The 16637-nt window shown below is 60.2% G+C and carries 14 protein-coding genes; 8 read left to right on the top strand and 6 right to left on the bottom strand.

Going from position 1 to position 16637, the window contains the following annotated elements; all coding sequences use genetic code 11:
- The first annotated feature begins 2 nt into the window (after positions 1–2).
- Together ACA048_RS11715 and ACA048_RS11720 are read left to right on the top strand one after the other, a co-directional pair.
- Positions 3–554 (top strand): DUF2889 domain-containing protein, encoded by a 552-nt coding sequence (locus ACA048_RS11715; RefSeq protein WP_497629250.1) that lies wholly within the window; start codon positions 3–5, stop codon positions 552–554.
- 560 nt (positions 555–1114) lie between these two features.
- Complete coding sequence (locus ACA048_RS11720) at positions 1115–1474, top strand: DUF6124 family protein (RefSeq protein WP_497629251.1); 360 nt, start codon at positions 1115–1117, stop codon at positions 1472–1474.
- A 166-nt stretch (positions 1475–1640) separates the two neighbouring features.
- Here ACA048_RS11720 and ACA048_RS11725 read toward each other — a convergent pair whose 3' ends face one another.
- From ACA048_RS11725 to ACA048_RS11735, 3 genes are read right to left on the bottom strand one after another with little or no spacing between them, the layout of a single operon-like run.
- Complete coding sequence (locus tag ACA048_RS11725; protein WP_497629252.1) at positions 1641–2762, bottom strand: CaiB/BaiF CoA transferase family protein; 1122 nt, start codon at positions 2760–2762, stop codon at positions 1641–1643.
- 38 nt (positions 2763–2800) lie between these two features.
- Positions 2801–3160, bottom strand: a complete 360-nt coding sequence (locus ACA048_RS11730) for a hypothetical protein (protein WP_497629253.1) — start codon at positions 3158–3160, stop codon at positions 2801–2803.
- Positions 3129–4790, bottom strand: a complete 1662-nt coding sequence (locus ACA048_RS11735; RefSeq protein WP_497629254.1) for a GMC family oxidoreductase — start codon at positions 4788–4790, stop codon at positions 3129–3131. The genes ACA048_RS11730 and ACA048_RS11735 overlap by 32 nt, the downstream gene beginning before the upstream one ends.
- 213 nt (positions 4791–5003) lie before the next feature.
- Between ACA048_RS11735 and ACA048_RS11740 the strand changes: the two genes are divergently transcribed.
- From ACA048_RS11740 to ACA048_RS11760, 5 genes are all read left to right on the top strand, one after another.
- Complete coding sequence (locus ACA048_RS11740; RefSeq protein ID WP_497629255.1) at positions 5004–6053, top strand: AraC family transcriptional regulator; 1050 nt, start codon at positions 5004–5006, stop codon at positions 6051–6053.
- Between the two features lie 339 nt (positions 6054–6392).
- Positions 6393–8222 (top strand): DUF1302 domain-containing protein, encoded by a 1830-nt coding sequence (locus tag ACA048_RS11745; protein ID WP_497629256.1) that lies wholly within the window; start codon positions 6393–6395, stop codon positions 8220–8222.
- 32 nt (positions 8223–8254) lie between these two features.
- Positions 8255–9619 carry a DUF1329 domain-containing protein gene (locus tag ACA048_RS11750; RefSeq protein ID WP_497629257.1) on the top strand — a complete coding sequence of 455 codons (1365 nt, stop codon included), beginning with the start codon at positions 8255–8257 and terminating at the stop codon, positions 9617–9619.
- 150 nt (positions 9620–9769) lie between these two features.
- Positions 9770–10843 (top strand): WD40/YVTN/BNR-like repeat-containing protein, encoded by a 1074-nt coding sequence (locus ACA048_RS11755; protein ID WP_497629258.1) that lies wholly within the window; start codon positions 9770–9772, stop codon positions 10841–10843.
- Positions 10844–10870: 27 nt separating this feature from the next.
- Positions 10871–13300, top strand: coding sequence for an efflux RND transporter permease subunit (locus tag ACA048_RS11760; protein ID WP_497629847.1), 2430 nt, complete (start codon positions 10871–10873; stop codon positions 13298–13300).
- A gap of 44 nt (positions 13301–13344) precedes the next feature.
- Here the strand turns inward: ACA048_RS11760 and ACA048_RS11765 are convergent, their stop codons facing one another.
- The 3 genes from ACA048_RS11765 to ACA048_RS11775 all read right to left on the bottom strand — a co-directional run bounded on the left by ACA048_RS11765 (position 13345) and on the right by ACA048_RS11775 (position 14881).
- Positions 13345–13623 (bottom strand): DUF3303 domain-containing protein, encoded by a 279-nt coding sequence (locus tag ACA048_RS11765; protein WP_497629259.1) that lies wholly within the window; start codon positions 13621–13623, stop codon positions 13345–13347.
- Between the two features lie 237 nt (positions 13624–13860).
- Positions 13861–14262, bottom strand: a complete 402-nt coding sequence (locus tag ACA048_RS11770) for a hypothetical protein (protein WP_497629260.1) — start codon at positions 14260–14262, stop codon at positions 13861–13863.
- Positions 14263–14311: 49 nt separating this feature from the next.
- A complete protein-coding gene (locus ACA048_RS11775; protein ID WP_497629261.1) occupies positions 14312–14881 on the bottom strand; it encodes an RrF2 family transcriptional regulator in 570 nt (189 codons plus the stop codon).
- Positions 14882–15127: 246 nt separating this feature from the next.
- Here ACA048_RS11775 and ACA048_RS11780 point away from each other — a divergent pair, with 246 nt between their 5' ends.
- Positions 15128–16330 carry an NAD(P)/FAD-dependent oxidoreductase gene (locus ACA048_RS11780; RefSeq protein ID WP_497629262.1) on the top strand — a complete coding sequence of 401 codons (1203 nt, stop codon included), beginning with the start codon at positions 15128–15130 and terminating at the stop codon, positions 16328–16330.
- The last annotated feature ends 307 nt before the right edge of the window (positions 16331–16637 follow it).

A 16637-nucleotide genomic window follows, 5' to 3' on the forward strand; every position in this document is an offset into this window, starting at 1 on the left:
AAATGACTGACGAACTTGATGAAGCGGGCCGCCGGTTGATTCACCGGCGCACGGTAGAATGCCAGGGCTTTTTGCGCGCTGATGGCTTGTGGGATATCGAAGGGCGGCTGAACGACCGCAAGACCCATCCGGTGACGCTTGCTGAAGGCCGCATCGTCGAGACGGGCCAGACGTACCACGGAATGTGGATACGCCTGACCCTGGACGATGGCTTCATCGTGCGTGACGTGCAGATGTCCATGCCGGACGTGCCCACCAGCCAGTGTCGCGGGGCAATGCCGGCCTATCAGAAGTTGCTTGGCGAACGGATCGGCCCGGGGTTTTCGCGGCGAATCAAGGAACTGTTCGGCGGGATTGGTGGTTGCGTGCATCTGACTGAATTGTTGCTGCCGATCGCGACGACGGCGTTCCAGACCATCCCCATGGCCCGCTCCCTGGTCGCACCGCGCACGCCAGCCGATGCCGAGGCTTACCGCAATGCCAGGGGGGCTTTGCTCAACACCTGTCATGCGTTGCGCGAGGACAGTCCTATTGCAGTGCTCCTGAAAAGCTGAGGTGGCCCACGCCCAGCGGCCATGCTAAACGGCATGCTCAAAGCACCAGATGTCTGCCAGTAAAAACGCGGAACGTGTGGGAGTGAGCCTGCTCGCGATAGCGGTCTTGCATTCGGCAGGTGTGTTGCCTGCCAGTCCGCTATCGCGAGCAGGCTCGCTCCCACAGGGTTTACTTGTCACCGCAGTATGCCGGGCTCATTAAACGCGTTTTGAAGGTGCGTGTTTAAGTGCCATCAAGGTTACGTCCTGAAAGCTACAAGCCCTTGCGCCGTTGCCTACCGTTACGCCAGAATCCGCCGGCTTGTGCGTCTTGGGCCTGGCCTCTATCGTTTCCCTGCCACTGCCCATCAGTGGTCGGGTTTAGCAGCCCGGGGTTATAAGTAAGCTGCACAAGCTGTTGTCAGTCAGGCATTCCCATGCCTGCACTTGATGGTAGTTGTGCGCAGGGCGCCTTCGGGCGCGCCGGCTTTGCTAGCTTCCCCGGTCTGCTAACCTGCGTACAGCTGCCTCCCTCTCGTTTAGCAGCAGGAGGGTTGGCGCCCAATCAGAGAAGCAAGCAAATGTTCAAAGTAACGCCGAACCCACCAGACACCGATCCGGTTTCCCCGTACGAACCCGATTCAAACAAACTCAACGAGGCCGCCGAACGCGCCCTCGACTACCACTTCCCGTCGAATGCCGACATCAAAGCCACCGCGCGTACGCCCAGCAAATTGTTTTCCGTGGACCAGGAGGCGACCAACGAAACCCTCGTGGTTTTTCTGGTCGAGACGCTGGCCTCGGTCGATGTGATGGTCCATCAGTTGGTGGACCACCTGGAAGGTGAAGCGCGCTACGCGTTGCTGGGCATTTCAAACAGCATCATGGTGGCCGAGATCACCGCGAACCGGGTGCTGGATCAGATTGATGTGCCTGCTTAGCCAGATAACTGTCAGTTAAAGCGCAGAACCTGTGGGAGCGAGCCTGCTCGCGATGGCGTCGGGTCAGGAACATCTTTGCCGACTGACACTCCGTCATCGCGAGCAGGCTCCCACAGGGGATTGTGGAATTTCGGGACTTGTCTGATTGACATCTGGCCCCGATTTTTCAGATCAGTCGCTGGATTTGCTCTTCACTCAAACCTGCTTTGCGCAGAATGCTTGTGTTGTGTTCCCCTCGGATCGGCACCTTGCCCACAGCCGAAGGCGTCGCGGAAAACCGTGGCGCCGGTGCGGCTTGCAGCACGCCGTTCTGGCGTGAGTACACGCCACGTTCGGCCATGTGCGGATGGTTCAGGGCTTCGGCCGGTGTCAGTACCGGGGCGAAGCAGGCGTCGCTGCCTTCCAGCAGGTCGATCCAGTGCTGGCGCGGCTGGCTGGCAAATACGGCTTCCAGGCGCTTGCGCAGCGGCCCCCACAAACGTGGGTCGTACGGGCTCTTGAAGTCCGGGTCGTCACCCAGCCCCAGCTTGCTGAACAGCAGGGCGTTGAACTGCGGTTCGAGGGCTTGCACGCTGACGAACAAGCCGTCGGCGCAGGCATACGTTCGGGCCCAATGGGCGCCATCGAGAAGGCCACAACCGCGTTCCAGTGGCTGCTGGCCAGCGGAATGCGCGGACAGCAACAGGTTCATCAGGTTGGCGCTGCCATCGACAATCGCCGCATCCACCACCTGACCGACGCCGTTGGTGCTGGCGTTGATGATCCCGGCCAGAATGCCCATCGCCAGGTAGAGCGCGCCGCCACCCAGATCACCCACCAGCGTCGGTGGTGCCATCGGCGCCTGGCCGGCTTCGCCGCTGAACCACAAGGCGCCGGACAGGGCGATGTAGTTGAGGTCATGGCCAGCGGCCTGGGCCAATGGACCTTGCTGGCCCCAACCGGTCATGCGCCCGTAGACCAGTCGCGGATTGCGCGCCAGGCACACGTCGGGACCCAGGCCCAGACGTTCCATGACGCCGGGGCGCATGCCTTCGATCAGCGCGTCGGCGCCTTCGATCAGGCGTAACACCGCTTCGATGGCTTCAGGGTCTTTGAGGTCCAGGGCAATCGATTGTTTGCCGCGATTGACGATGGCGTGCTTGCCCAGGTCGAGCATGTCACCGGCCTTGGTGCCGGCGCGTTCCACCAGAATCACCTCGGCACCCATGTCCGCCAGCAACATGCCGCAAAACGGCCCCGGTCCGATACCGGCAATTTCGACGATACGAACGCCGTCCAATACGCCCATGTGCGTACTCCTTTGAATGAATGTCTATGTGGGGGAGGTTAACGACGTAGAAACAGCGCGGTCATCACGGCATGCAACACCACCGCTGGCCACAGCAGTAACCCGCCGCCGACAGACACGCCGATGTAAACCAGATACAAGGCAATCGCGCCGTTGTAGAACAGCATCGAACGCAGCGCGGCAGGGGTGGCTGGTCGGGGCCAACACGCGATCCCGAGGGCAATCAGCGCGATGCCAAAACACCGGGCCACGAGATTGGTCGCGTCCGTCGTGGTCATTCCCAGCAACAGGTTGCAAACAAGGCCCGGCGTGAGCAGCAGCGCCACGCCGGTCGTCAGTTCGATAACTGCTGAAACCACGAGCAGCTTATGCGGGGTAAGGGCGCGTACTGGATTCATGATCGTCCTTCGAGCAAAGAGAGGCGCTGGTTGCGCGGTCCTGACGAATAAACTCGGCGGCTTTTTCGCCGATCATCACCGTTGCGGCGGTGGTGCTACAACCAATGATAGTCGGCATGATCGAGGCGTCGGCCACGCGCAAACCTTCCAGGCCATGGACCCTCAATCGGGCATCCACCACTGCCATCGCATCGTCGCCCATTTTGCAGGTGCCGACCGGGTGATAGAGGGTGTCGGAACGGTTGCGCAGCACCTGCTCGACCTCGGCGTCGCTGCTCATCGGATCGTCAATCACATCCCGTGGGCAAAACGCCTTGAACGCCGGGGTCGCCATGACTTTCTGGATGATCCGATAGCCTGCGATCAGCGTTTTGATGTCATCGGGATGGGTCAGGAACGCGGGGTCGATCAGCGGCGCGACCATCGGGTCGGCGCTCGCCAGGGTCAGTTGGCCGACGCTTTTCGGATGCAGCAGACAGGCGTGCACGCTCAGACCATGGCCGCGATACAGCGTACGTCCATGGTCGGCGAACATGGCGATGGTCAGCGCCAGTTCAATGTCGGCCTGAGCCAGCTCCGGCGAGGTTTTGACGAAGGCACAGGCCTCGGCGAAGTTGGTGGTCAGTGGGCCGTTGCGGCGGCGCCAGTAGCGGAACGCCGCTTTGGCAATGTCCCACGCTCCGGCCAGTGACAGGCCGATCAAGTTGCGCGACTTGACGCGATAGGAGTGCACGTAGTCGATGTGGTCCACCAGGTTCTGGCCGACCCCTGGCAGTTCGTGAACCACCGGAATGTCGAATTTCAGCAATTGACTCGTTGGCCCGACGCCGGACAGCAGCAACAGCTGAGGGGAGTTGAACGCGCCGGAACTCAGGATCAGTTCATGCCGTGCGCGCAGGGTTCGTTTTACGCCCTTCTGCATAAACTCGATGCCCACCGCGCGCTTGCCATCGAACAGGATTCGTGTGGCGTGGGCGTGGGTTTCGATGTGCAGGTTCTGCCGGTGGCGGTTAGGGGTGAGGTAGGCCTTGGCCGCGCTGCAGCGCTGACCGTCCTTTTGCATCACCTGAACGCGACCGAAACCTTCCATGATCGCGCCATTCTGATCGGGGCAGGGCGGATAGCCCGCCTGTACGCCGGCCTCGACAAAGGTTTCGCCGAACGGATTGGGCGATGAGTGGAAGCGCACATTCAGCGGGCCGTTTTGCCCGTGCAGTTCGTCTTTGAAGTGTTCGTTGTGCTCGGCGCGCTTGAAGAACGGCAGCACCTCCTGATAGCTCCAGCCGGGGTTGCCCAATGCGGCCCAGCGGTCGAAATCGTGCGGGTGTCCCCGGTGATAGGCCATGGCGTTAATCGAAGAACTGCCGCCCAGGGTCTTGCCCCGAGGCTGATAGCCGATGCGGCCGTTCAAGCCTGGCTGCGGGACGGTCTGGTACTGCCAGTTATTGATCGAGGTCGGTACCATCGCCGCAACGCCCGCCGGCATGTGCACCAGCGGATGACTGTCGGGGCCGCCGGCTTCCAGCAGGCAGACGGAAATCGTCGGATCTTCCGACAGGCGACTGGCAACCACACAACCGGCAGCGCCCGCGCCCACTACGATGTAATCGAACTCTGCGTTCTGGCTCATGCTGTTCTTCTCTTTTTATTGGATGCACCACATGAACCTATTGTGGGTACAAGGCCGGTTCGGCACTGGTCAATAGAATGAATTCGCTGGTCAGTGAAGCAGGTGACTATCGCGCCAAGCATCGGAACATCGTGAAAATGCCCGCGACGGGTGATTGACCGATGGACGGTTGGGGGGCGAGTATCGACTTTCGCATCCCCAACAGGCAGGCCCATGTCAGGTTCGAAAATGGATACGCCCGGTACCGAAACATCGTTGCGTGAAGAAGCGTTGCAACCCACCACCATCAGCAGCTACACCGTGGCCATCGCTAACGCGCTGGACGCCAGTGGGGTCGACAGCAAACGGATCTTTACCGCGATGGGCATCGCGCTGGGCGTCGCTACCGATCCGATGGCCCGCCTGCCGGTCGCAACGATGACGAAGCTGTATCAAGCCTGCGTCGATGTGACCAACAACCCGTATTTCGGGTTGACCGTGGCCAAGCATATTCACCTCACACACCTGCATGCATTGGGCTATTCGCTGGCGGCCAGTGGCACGTTGCTGGATTTCTGCCGGCGACTGGAGCGTTATTTCCGCTTGGTGTCCCAGGTCGCCAAGGCCCACGTCACCCAGGTTGACGAGCAGGTTCTGTTCCGCTTCGATCACGTGCAGGAGCTTTGCGCCGAGACTGAAGATGCATTTTTCGGCTTTCTGATCCGCACCATGCGCCTGCTTTATAAACAAGAGTTCAAGCCTGTGCGGATGGAGTTTTGTCGCCCGATGCCCCACGAAGGTGCGGGCCCTTATGAAGTACTGTTCAGGTCGCCGGTGTTGTTCGGGCAGGCCAGCAGCTTGCTGGTGTTTGACAAGGCGGATCTGGTGCAGCCGCTCAGCGGTTCCTGCCCGGAGTTGGCTCAGGTCAACGACAACATCATCATCAGTTACCTGGCGCGGCTGGACAAAAGTGATGTGATCACCGGCGTGACCCAGAAAATCATCGAGTTCCTCCCGGACGGCGATTGCACCCGCGACAAGGTTGCCAGCGCGCTGCACATGAGCCCGACCAAGCTGCAACTCAAGCTGTCCCAGCGTGGCACGCATTTCCAGCAACTGCTCGATGACACCCGCAAGGAGCTGGCGTACAGCTATCTGAGCCAGGCGGCGCGGCCGGTGACTGAAATCACCTTTCTCCTGGGTTTCAGCGATACCAGCAATTTCACCCGCGCGTTCAAGCGCTGGACCGGGCTGTCGCCCACGGACTTTCGCCAGCAACTCTGAAACATCCTTCCTGCACAAAACCCTCAGGCAAACAACAACCCCTGTAGGCGCCGAGCTTGCTCGCGATGAGGCCCTGTCATTCAAACATCAATGTTGAATGACACACCGCCATCGCGAGCAAGCCCGGCTCCTACAGAGGGTTGCGGCGAACAAGCCTTGGCTGATCGGCAAGTTGCGTTGACCGATGATTTGGCCCAATTGACCGGCGCGCCCCCCACCCCTCGCGATACAACAGTCTCGACCGAACTGGTCAGTGCCCCTTAGAGCAGGGCACCACACCGAAGTCGGCATTTTCTTGAATGACTTTTCGTGAAACCACAGAGAAGGCGAGCACGCTAGATGAATAACAACAATAAGATCTGCCATCCAAATCTGCGGCGCGGGCTGCTGGCTTCGGCGATTCTTGCCGGGCTGGGCATGGCGCCAGCGCAGGCCTTCGAGTTCGATACGGGGAACGAGGACCTGACGGTTCGTTTCGACAACACCTTGAAGTTCAACTACGCCCAGCGTGTCGAGGCGGCGAACAGCAAGCTGGCCAACTCGTGGAACAACAACGACGGTGACCGCAATTTTTCTTCCGGCAGCCCGGTCGCCCAGCGCCTCGACGTCATGTCGGAGCTGGACGTGGTGTACAAAAAACAGATGGGTTTTCGGGTCAGCGCCAACAGCTGGTACGACCATGCTTATGACAACGTCGGCAGCTTCAACCCGTCGACCAACCAGCTGAATGACGGCAAGCCTGATTCGAGGCACCAGAGCGGCTATGCCGACCGTTATTACAACGGCCCGTCCTCCGAGATCCTCGACGCCTTCGTCTTCGGCAGCACCGAAATCGGTGATGAATCGATGCTCAGTGGCAAGGCCGGTAAACACACGGTCTATTGGGGTGAAAGTGTCCTGGCCTTTGCACACGGCAATAACTATGGCCAGTCCGGTCTGGACTTGTCCAAGGCTCTCGCGGTGCCGGGCACTGAAGCCAAAGAGCTGTTCATCCCGCGCAATCAGCTGTCCACCAGCTTCACCGTCAATCCGGAACTGACCCTCGCGGCGCAGTACTTCCTCGATTGGAACGCCGCACGCTTGCCGGAATCCGGCACGTATCTGGGTTTCAACGACGGTATCCAGAGCGGCGGCCACAACTTGTCCTTGGTTGCCGCAAGGAATCCGTTCTTCGGCCTTCAGGGCCCGTTGGGCGCCAATGAGTTTCTGCGCCTGCAAAACGGCCATACCTTCACGCCAAGCAACAGTGGTGACTTCGGCCTGATGGCCAAGTGGAGCCCGGCGTGGCTGGACGGCACGATGGGTATCTACTACCGCAAAACCTCGGACATCCTGCCCAATCTGGCGCTGCAGCCGAGTGCTGTAACGCCGGCGGCGATTGCTTCGGGCATTGCCGGCAGCTACAACCAGTTCTACGTGGATGACATTGATATCTACGGCTTCAGCCTGGCCAAAAACATTGCAGGCGTGAGTGTCGGTTTCGACCTCAACTATCGCCACAACATGGCGCTGTCCAGCGTTCCCGGCACCGTCAACCCGACCTTGGGCGCGGCCAAGGCCCCGGGCTTCATCAGCAGCTTCGATGGCGAAAACGGTGTAGCACGCGGCAACACCGTGCACGCGGTGCTGAACGGCCTGACCACCTTCGGCGAAACGCCGATCTGGGACTCCTCTTCGTTGCTGGTTGAACTGGCCTACAGCCGCTGGCTGGACGTGACCGAGAACAAGCAACTGTTCAAGGGCGAGGACTGGTACAACGGCGTCGACAAGGTCTCCAAGGACAACTACATCGTCGGTATGAACTTCAACCCGACCTGGTACCAGGTATTCCCCGGCATCGATATGTTCATGCCGGTCAGCTACAACGTTGGCCTCGCGGGCCAGTCGTCCGTGCAACTGGGCGGCAACAAAGGCACCGGCAGCTACTCGGTCGGCGTCGGCATGGACGTGCACAGCCAATACCGCTTCGACCTCAAATACGTCGACAACTTTGGCGACTTCGACACCTGCGGTTCTGCCGGCAACGCTTCCGCCCATGGCGATGGCGCTGCGCCCGGTGCCAACGGTCAATACAACTGCGTGCCCGGCCAGCCCACTGCGTTTGCCGGTACCGTGGCCCAGCTCAAGGATCGCGGCATGGTCACTTTCACTTTCAAAACCACCCTCTGATCCGAGTGCTGTGTGTTAACAGGAGACACCCCATGAATTTTACTCAATCAATATTGGCCAGCGCCCTGGCGCTGGCTGTAGTCGGCTCCGCCCAGGCGGCAGTCACTGCCGATCAAGCGGCCAAGCTCGGCACCAGCCTGACGGCGATCGGTGCTGACAAAGCGGCCAACGCCGACGGCAGCATTCCGGCATACACCGGTGGTCTGACCACGATTCCGGCCGAGTTCAAAACGGGCGACTCGTTCCGCCCGGACCCGTTCGGCGCCGAAAAACCGCGCCTGGTCATCACTGGCAAAGAGCTTGCGGAACAGAAAGACAAACTCACCGCGACTACCCAGGCGTTGCTGACGCGCTATCCAACCTATCGCCTGGATGTCTACCCGACTCACCGTAGCGTCGCCATGCCTCAGGCCGTCTTGGACAACACCGCGAAAAACGCCGTGACGGCCAAGACCATCGACGGCGGGCTGGGTCTGGAAAACTCCCTGCCGGGCGTACCGTTCCCGATCCCCGCTGACGGCTACGAAGCCATGTGGAACCACTTGCAGCGCTATCAAGGCGTGGCAATGACCAACAAGTACGACTCGTGGAACGTCGACTCGTCCGGCACCGCGTCGTTGAGTTCCACCGGCGTGTTCAACATCGAATACCCGCTCTTTTCCCCATCGCGCCCAGCGGGTCCGGTGACATCCGATGAAACGTACTACAAGATCAAGCTGGCCTACACCGGCCCTGCGCGTCGTGCTGGTGAAGCGCTGCTGCTGATGGACTCGGTCAACCCGTTGCAACAACCGCGTCGCGCCTGGCAGTACCTGCCAGGGCAACGCCGCGTGAAACTGGCACCGGACCTGGCTTATGACACGCCAAACCCTGGTACTGTCGGCGCCGCGACTTATGACGATGCTTTCGTGTTCAACGGTGCGATGGACCGTTACGACTTCAAGCTGGTCGGCAAGAAAGAAATGTATGTGCCGTACAACACCTACAAGCTGAGCTACCACAAAGACGCGGCCGACGTGATGAAGGCCAACCACGTCAATCCGGATTTGATGCGCTGGGAGCTGCACCGGGTGTGGGTGGTGGAAGCCACGCTCAAACCGGGCAAACGCCACATCTACAGCAAGCGCACGTTCTACCTCGACGAGGACAGCTGGATCGCTTTGGCCTCCGACGAGTATGACGCCCGTGGCCAGCTCTACCGCGGCGGTTTCGCGCACATGACCTACAGCTACGACGTGAAGGCGCCGGATACGATCAACCACATGATCTACGACCTGATTTCCGGTGCCTACAACGTGAACGGTTTCTACGGTCCTTATGGTGGCTTGAAGTACATCGATCCACTGTCCAAGGCTCAGTGGTCCGCCGAGTCGCTGGCTGGCGCCGGCATCCGCTAAACCCACAACCCCTTTAGGAGCGGGCTTGCCCGCGAAGGCGGTGTATCAGTCGACATTAATGTTGAATGACAAACCGCATTCGCGGGCAAGCCACGCTCCCACAGTGGATGGGTGATGTTCAGTCTGTACGTTGCACCCGAGATAACAATAATGACAATGATCAAATGGTTTTTGCTGGCCGCGTTATCGGCTGCCATGGCCGTGCCGTTCACCCGTCCGGTGTTCGCCGGCGAGTATGCCGATGTGCTTGACACCCAGGCGTTGCCAAGCGCCCTGGCTTCACGGTCGACACTGACCGGGCTGACTCACGCGGGTGAACGTCTGGTTGCCGTGGGCCAGCGCGGGCACATTCTGTATTCCGACGACGCCGGGCAGCACTGGCAGCAGGCGCAAGTGCCTGTCAGCTCTGACCTGGTCGCCGTACATTTTCCAACGCCACAACAAGGCTGGGCGGTCGGGCACGACGGCGTGGTCTTGCACAGTAGCGATGCGGGCCAGACCTGGGCCCGGCAATTGGACGGGCGTCAGGTCGGCCCGATCCTGCTCGATTACTATCAGCTTCAACTCGCCAGCCAACCGGATGACGCTGATCTGCAAGCCCGGGTCAGCGATGCCCAACGCATGGTCGAGGAGGGCGCCGATAAACCCTTCCTCGATGTCTGGTTCGAAAGCGATCAGGTCGGCTACATCATCGGCGCCTTCAACCTGATTTTGCGCACCGACGACGGCGGTCGCCGCTGGACGCCGTTGCTGGATCGCACCGACAATCCGAGCGCCCTGAACCTCTACGCACTGCGCCCGGTGGGCGACGATTTGTTCATCGTCGGCGAGCAAGGTCTGGTGCTGAAGCTGGACCGTGCGAGCGGCCGGTTCAATGCGACACCGACGCCGTATAACGGCAGCTTTTTCGGCATCACCGGTAAGCCGGGTGCCACGCTGGTGTTCGGTCTGCGCGGCAACGTGTTCCGCAGCACTGACAGTGGCGCGAGCTGGAACAAAATCGATCTCGGCTTGCCCCTGAGCATCACCGCCAGCTCCATCACGGCCGATGGCCGGATTGTGCTGGTCAGTCAGGCCGGTCATGTGCTGGTCAGCGCTGACGACGGCTTGAGTTTTCATCTTCAGCCGAACACCACACCGGCCCCCGTGGCTGCCGCGCAGGTTTCCGGCGGCTCGCTGGTGCTTGCGGGCACCCGTGGCCTGCGCCAGTTGCCCCTCGAATAAGCCCGGCATCACAAAGAGAACACAATGATGGGTCATCACGAACTCGAAACAATGCCGGTCATTCGCGAGCTCAAGGGCTTCGACGCGCGCTCCGGTAACGCCTTGGAACGGCTGATTTTTAACAACCGCTTGTGGGTGGTAGTGGCCTGCTTGCTGGTGACGATTGCACTGAGCTTCTTCGCCACGACTCGGCTGACGCTCAATGCCAGCTTCGAAAAAATGATCCCGCAGAGCCAGCCTTTCATCAAAAACTACCTGGAAAACCGTCAGGCCCTGCGCGGCCTGGGCAACGCGGTACGGGTCGTGGTGGAGAGCAGCAACGGCGACATCTTCGATCCGCACTACCTCGACGCCTTAAAAGAGATCAACGACGAACTGTTCGTCACGCCGGGCGTCGACCGGGCCTGGATGAAGTCACTGTGGACCCCGGCCGTGCGCTGGACCGAAGTTACCGAGCAAGGCTTCCAGGGTGGCCCGGTGATGCCCGATTCCTATGACGGCTCGGCGCCAAGCGTGCAGCAACTGCGGCAGAACATCGCCCGCTCGGGCATTGTCGGCAGCCTGATCGGCAACAACTTCAAGTCGAGCATGATCTTCGTGCCGTTGCTGGAGAAAGACCCGGTGACGGGGCAGGCCATCGACTACCACCAGTTCTCGAAAACCCTCGAAGAGAAACTGCGCGACAAGTACGAATTCGAAGGCGGCGTCCGCGTGACGGGCGAAGAGGGCAAAGGCCCGATCAAGATCCGGGTGATCGGCTTTGCCAAACTGGTCGGCGACCTGATCGACGGCCTGATGCAGGTGATGCTGTATTTCGGTGTCGCCGCGGTGATTGCCACGGCCATCATCTTCTACTTCACACGTTGCGTGCGCAGTACGGCACTGGTGATTCTCTGTTCGGTGATCGCGGTCGTCTGGCAGTTGGGTCTGGTCGCGTTGTTCGGTTTTGCGCTGGACCCGTTTTCGATTCTGGTGCCGTTCCTGGTGTTCGCCATCGGCGTGTCCCACGGCGCGCAGAAGATGAACGGGATCATGCAGGACGTCGGGCGTGGCACTCATCAATTGGTCGCCGCGCGCTACACCTTCCGTCGTCTGTTCCTCGCTGGTCTGACTGCGTTGCTCGCGGATGCCGTGGGGTTTGCGGTGTTGATGCTGATCGACATTCCGGTGATTCAGGACCTGGCGATCACCGCCAGCATCGGCGTCGCGGTGCTGATCTTCACCAACCTGGTGCTGCTGCCGGTGTTGCTGTCGTACTGGGGCGTGAGCCGCAAGGCGGCCGAGCGCAGTTTGCGCGCCGAGAACAAGGAACTGCGCGGCAAAGGCATCGGTGCGCTGTGGAGTTTTCTTGATAAATTCACCGAGCGCCGCTGGGCCACCATCGCGGTGAGCGTGGCAGGTGTGTTGGCGGTGGGCGGGATTGTCGTCAGCCATCATCTGAAGATCGGCGATCTAGACCCCGGTGCACCGGAGTTGCGTTCAGACTCGCGTTACAACCGCGATAACGCCTACATCACCGCCAACTATTCGCTGTCCAGCGACCAGTTCGCAATCATGCTCAAGACCCCGAGCGAAGGCTGCCTGAAGTACGAATCACTGGTAGAAGCCGATCGCCTGGGCTGGCTGTTGCAGCAAGTACCGGGCGTGCAAACCACGGTGTCGCTGACCAACGCGGTGCGGCAAATCACGGCGGGTTCCTATGAAGGCAACCCGAAGATGCTGACCATCGCGCGCAATCAGGACGTGCTCAACTACGGCGCCCAGCAGGCCTCGGTCAGCAGCCCGGACCTGTTCAACAACGATTGCTCGATGATGCCCATCGTGGCGTACCTGTCGGACCACAAGGCCGAAACCCTCGACCGTGTGGTGCAAGTGGCCGAAACCTTCGCCCGCGAGCACAGCAACGGCGAACGCCAGTTCATGCTCGCCGCCGGCAGCGCCGGGATTGAAGCGGCGACCAACATCGTCGTGCGTGACGCCAACCGCACCATGCTGCTGTACGTGTATGGCGCGGTGATTGTGTTGTGCTTCATCACCTTCCGCAGCTGGCGTGCGGTGGTGGTGGCGGTGGTGCCGTTGATGCTGACCTCGATCCTCTGCGAAGCCTTGATGGTCTGGCTCGGCATGGGCGTCAAAGTCGCCACGCTGCCGGTGATCGCGCTAGGTGTGGGGATCGGCGTGGATTACGCGTTGTACCTGCTGAGCGTGCAACTGGCGCAGCAACGTGCCGGGTTGTCGTTGACTGAGGCGTATCGCAATGCCGTGGCCTTCACCGGGAAAGTGGTGGCGTTGGTCGGGATTACCCTGGCCGCGGGTGTGATCACCTGGGCCTGGTCGCCGATCAAGTTTCAGGCGGACATGGGCATTCTGCTGACGTTCATGTTCATCTGGAACATGGTCGGGGCGTTGGTGCTGATCCCGGCGCTGTCGCACTTTCTGTTGCGCAAAGTGAAATAGGCCAACACCAGGAACGGGGCGGTGAATCACCGCCCCGATGCCTGTTACTGACCGGTAGTGGCTGCCAACAGCGGCGCCATCTGCTCATCGGTCAATGCCGCATGGACGTCCATCTTCATGATGTCGTTCCACTCCAGCACCCATTGCTGGATGGGCACCAGATCACTCGCCTCTACAACCCCCATACCGCTCGAACCGCCTACGGCATGCCAGCGTCCGAGCATCTTGACGCCTGTGGGTGGAACAGCCCCGGACTTGAGAAAACGCTCGATCGCCTTGTTACGGTTTTCCGGGTTAATGGACCAACTGACGATGAATAACATCGGCCACCTCCTGATACGGATCGGCACCTGTTTGTCTTCGCGCACCTGGCTGGCGCCGGGACCTCGGTTACGCTGAATCCCCTTTGTCCCCAGTGAAGGCATAGCAGCGACCGGCCGTGCGTGTACGACCGCTGATCCTCTTTAATGGTCTTTTCAAGGATTGAGCTACGTCGCGCCCGGTGCCTGTTTCACCCGCGAAACATGGGCGGCGGCTTGTGGTTTTCATCGGTACTGACCTTACGCATCCCGCAACAGGTCATTGGCGTTAAGGATGTCGTAGGCGATTTCCGGGCGATTTTCCAGGCTGCGGCGAATGGCGGCCGGGATCGACTGGCGGGTTTTGCGGCACAGTCCGGGTTGCTCGCCGAGGGTGATGCCGATGCCGCGCATGGTTCGCACTTCGTTGAGGCTGGGGACGATTTCGACGCGGATGCCCAATTGCTCATACATCCGGTGTTGCAAGCGTTCGAGGTCGGCCAGGCTCTGGAGGTTTTCCAGACGGTCGAGCAGGCGTTTTTCTTCCTGACGGGTCAGAAACAGAATGCGCACATCCGCCCCCGGTGTTTCCAGCAGCGGGTCACGCCCGCAGGTGCAGGCGCCGGGCGGGCAGGGTGAGCGGATCGGAGCGGAAGTGGTCATGGGGTTCAATCATAGAGCGCTCTAATCCGGTTTGCCCATAGTTGAATCGTCAGTCGCTGATATGGGTCGTCGGGATGAGTTGCTCGTCCTCGATCGGCGCACTGCTGGCGGTTTTCTTTTCCCGTCGATCATTCATCCAGCTGTTCAACCGGTCACCGAATTCGGCAGGGGCTTTGCGTCCGACTCGTCTGGCCAAATCGAGAATGGTCTGCTGGGCGAGCGCGTCTTCCATGCGTTTTTGCGCCGTCACCATGACAGCGTGTACCGCACAAGGACCATCGAGGGCCCACGGCGGCGGGGCGCCGTCGAACAATGCGCAACGCCCGCGAATCTCGCGGCAATCGAAGATCAACTTCTGGCCATCAATGGCTTTGACGATATCCAGCACGCTGATTTCGTCCGCCGGCCGCGCCAGTTTGAACCCGCCGCGCACGCCTTCGGTGGCGATCACCAGTTTGGCCTTGGCCAGCCGGGTGAAGATCTTGGCCAGGTAGTCCAGCGGCACGCCTTGCAGCTCGGCGAGGTCGCGCACGCTTGCCTCACGACTATCGCCGTAATCGCCCACTAAAAAAATCAGGCAGTGAATGCCGTATTCAACGCCCGCACTGTAAAGAGACATCGGGATCTCCGACTGAATGAGTCGCCAATGTTATCAGTCGATGGTTAGAGGGGCAACAATCCATGTCTAACGCTATCTGCCCTGTGTTGTTATAGATAAAAGCTTTTTGCGCGTCTGTCGAGGTATTGGCTTTGGCGATAGCAACCCTTGTAAAAACGATATTGCACATCACAACTAGGATCACTATAGTCGCCGTTGTCCGCTCGGCAACGAGTTCAGCTTTTGGTCTTCCTCGGAGTTAAAACCATGAAACAGCACATTCTGGTCATCGGCGCAGGTTTCGGCGGCATGTGGACGGCGTTGAGCGCTACGCGCCTGTTCGACCTGCATGATCACAACGGCGTAGAGGTCACGGTACTGGCGCCTCAGGCCGAGCTGCGTGTGCGTCCGCGCTTCTACGAGCCGAACGCTCATCAACTGGCTGCGCCGATCGGTGAACTGTTCGATGCGGTGTGTGTGAAGTTCATCAAGGGCGCCGCAGAGACCATCGACGTGCAGCAAAAACGTGTCGGCTACACCGATGCTTCGGGCACCCGACAGACATGCAGCTACGACAAACTCGTTCTGGCGACCGGCAGCCGCCTGGCCCTGCCGAACACCCCGGGTGTGTCCGAACATGCCTTTGATGTCGACCAGATCGAACAAGCCGTGCGTCTGGAAAACCACCTCAAATCCCTGGCCAACCGGCCAGACAGCAAAGCCCGCAACACCGTCGTGGTGGCGGGCGGCGGTTTCACCGGGATTGAAACGGCGACCGAAATGCCGGCACGTCTGCGGGCAATCTTCGGCGAGGGTGCCGACATTGAAGTGATCATCGTTGACCGTGGCGAGAAGGTCGGGGCTTCGATGGGGGCCGAAATCAGCCAGTCGATTGCCGAAGCGAGCACGGAGCTGGGCGTGAAATGGCGCCTGAAGTCTTCGGTTGTTGCCGTCGACGAGAACGGTGTGACCTTGGCCGATGGCCAACGCATCGATGCCAAAACCGTGGTCTGGACCACCGGTGTGCGCGCCAGTTCGCTGACTGAGCAGATCCCCGCTGAGCGTGATAGCCAGGGCCGTCTGCACGTGGACAGTCATCTGAAAGTCATTGGCCAGGACGACATCTATGCCACGGGCGATGTGGCTTACGCGGCCTGCGATGACATCGGCAACTACGCAATGATGACCTGCCAGCATGCCATCTCGCTGGGGCGTCACGCCGGTAACAACGTCGCGGCGCAGATTCTGGGCGTGGAGCCGACGCCTTACAGTCAACCCAAGTACGTGACATGCCTGGATCTGGGTGCTTGGGGCGCGGTGTACACCGAGGGGTGGGATCGTCAGGTCAAACTGGTCAAGCAGGAAGGCAAAGAGCTGAAGACGCAGATCAATACCGTTTGGATCTACCCGCCGGCAGCCGACCGTGTCAGTGCGTTGGCAGCCGCGGATCCAATGATTCCTGTGGCTTAACAACGCTGTCTCAATGCCGCTGCACGCATAGAAAAATCCCATTCAAGTGGCTTTGAGCGGGATTTTTTTTAGATGCGGAAGGCTTGTGAGATCAACCCTACACGTTGTGGCGAGGGGCTTGGCCCCCGTTGGAGCGCGCAGCGGTCCTGAAGCGGCTTTCGCTGTCATTCAGTGAGAACACAGGTACAGTTTTTGCGGTCGCTGCGCAACCGAACGGGGGCAGCACTGCACGATGACCATGCATTTCAGGCTCGTTCGCCGGGTTGTTTGACTGGCGTGAGATAGACTAAGCAGCGGACATCAACCG

Source organism: Pseudomonas sp. LBUM1659, assembly GCF_059716045.1.